This is a genomic window from Mycobacterium sp. SMC-18 (assembly GCF_045310895.1).
GTDB lineage: Bacteria > Actinomycetota > Actinomycetes > Mycobacteriales > Mycobacteriaceae > Mycobacterium.
This window is the reverse complement of record NZ_JBJIAL010000126.1, coordinates 1-1,379: the sequence shown is the minus strand read 5'-3', so window position 1 is coordinate 1,379 and position 1,379 is coordinate 1. Positions and strand designations below refer to the sequence as shown.

At 63.7% G+C, this 1,379-nt stretch carries 3 protein-coding genes; 2 read left to right on the top strand and 1 reads right to left on the bottom strand.

The features are described from left to right. Positions 1 to 96: 96 nt before the first annotated feature. Positions 97 to 663, top strand: coding sequence for a hypothetical protein (locus ACJH6J_RS30400; RefSeq protein WP_406805035.1), 567 nt, complete (start codon positions 97 to 99; stop codon positions 661 to 663). A gap of 61 nt (positions 664 to 724) precedes the next feature. Beyond that, the gene (locus ACJH6J_RS30395; protein ID WP_406805034.1) at positions 725 to 925 is read left to right on the top strand and encodes a hypothetical protein; all 201 of its coding nucleotides are present in this window, start codon (positions 725 to 727) and stop codon (positions 923 to 925) included. Between the two features lie 4 nt (positions 926 to 929). Here the strand turns inward: ACJH6J_RS30395 and ACJH6J_RS30390 are convergent, their stop codons facing one another. Beyond that, complete coding sequence (locus ACJH6J_RS30390) at positions 930 to 1,295, bottom strand: hypothetical protein (RefSeq protein ID WP_212812792.1); 366 nt, start codon at positions 1,293 to 1,295, stop codon at positions 930 to 932. Positions 1,296 to 1,379 lie beyond the last annotated feature (84 nt).

Here is a 1,379-nt window from a genome sequence, read left to right as displayed (position 1 = left end):
AGATCATCCTCGGGAAGGTGCGCCCTTTCCTACGCCGCCTCGCCGAGGCTCATCCACAGGTTCTGATCATTGCTCCGTGCCGAGCAGGTGAAGTCGATGGCGGCAGCCGGAATGTCCCTGCGTGCGATCGCGGCCGCAACCGGCCTCAGCAAGGACACCGCGAGCCGAGCTCTGGCAGCTGTCTCAAATGAGACACCTGGACCCACCCGGGTGACCGGCCGCGACGGGAAGCAGTACCCGCAGCATCCCTCGTACGTGCCGGTGAACCTTGATGTTCAGCCGCCCTCCGGTACCGAGAAGGTCGTCACCCGGGTCGGAGAGTCGAGCACAACCGACCTCAGTTCGGCCCAGAAGCAATTGGGCGAGGCTCGGCGTCTGAACGAAGCAGAGCGCACCAAAGCCGAGGATGACACCAACGGCGGGAACGACGGCAGCAAGTGGCAGTCATCCTTCGGGGCTAACCATGGCCAGCGCACATTCGGTAAGCATGTGGGCTCCGTAGAGGCTTACCTGACGAGCCTTAGCGGGCGAGTGGCCAACACCAACCTGACCCCCAATGCACTGGCACGACTTAAGAAGTGCCAGAAGCTACTTGACGACATCATCAAGCGCGCCGAGGACCGCTTGGCGACAGAAGCGGGGAGTGCACAGCAGGCCAGCTAGTCCCAAACGGGCCGCCCCAATCTGCTTCGCGTTTTCGAAACGCTTCCTACCGTGAAGAGCTATGGCACTCGACCCCTTCAAGCCGAACCGCGAGCTAGGTGGTGAGCCGTCTGACTACTGCGCCGCCTGCCTGTGCGAGTGGCGCATGTACCAGGACGAGCACGGCGCGTGGCGCTTCGAGGAGCACACCCGCGCCTACAAAAACGAGGTTGGGCGATGCAAGGGCAGCGGCCGGACTAAGGCCGGTGCTGGGAGGGACTGAGCCCCTACCAGGCCTCGCTCGGCTCGCCCATCTCCCCCGGCAGGATCGGGTTGAGGCCGCCGCCCTTGAGCCGGTTGCATCCAGCATGACCACTGGCCCAGTTGCGCCGGTCCAGCATCAGCTCGGGGTGGGTCGCTACGGGCTTGAGGTGTTCGAGCGTCCAACTGTCGGCGTGCGGCCACCTCAGCCTGAAGTCGATGAACCCACCACAGATGATGCACGGGGCCTGACGCACCTTCTCCTCACGCCGGAACTCGGCACGGGCCGTCCGGTAGGCGCGGCTGTTGCGGATGGCCTCGGTGTCGATGCCGGTGCGACGGATGTGGGTGTCCATCTCAGGCCGGTCGTCGTAGAAGAACTCGTCATCCATCCGTAAATTGGCTCTTCATGATTGAGGGTGTAGAACGGTCAGCTGCTGTCGGCCTGTGATTGGGGTGTCTGGTTGGCTGGGTGT

Excerpts from the sequence above, each read along its gene's own strand:
- ACJH6J_RS30400 (WP_406805035.1), top strand. The coding sequence starts at position 97 with ATGGCGGCAGCCGGAATGTCCCTGCGTGCGATCGCGGCCGCAACCGGC.
- ACJH6J_RS30395 (WP_406805034.1), top strand. The coding sequence starts at position 725 with ATGGCACTCGACCCCTTCAAGCCGAACCGCGAGCTAGGTGGTGAGCCG.
- ACJH6J_RS30390 (WP_212812792.1), bottom strand. The coding sequence starts at position 1,295 with ATGGATGACGAGTTCTTCTACGACGACCGGCCTGAGATGGACACCCAC.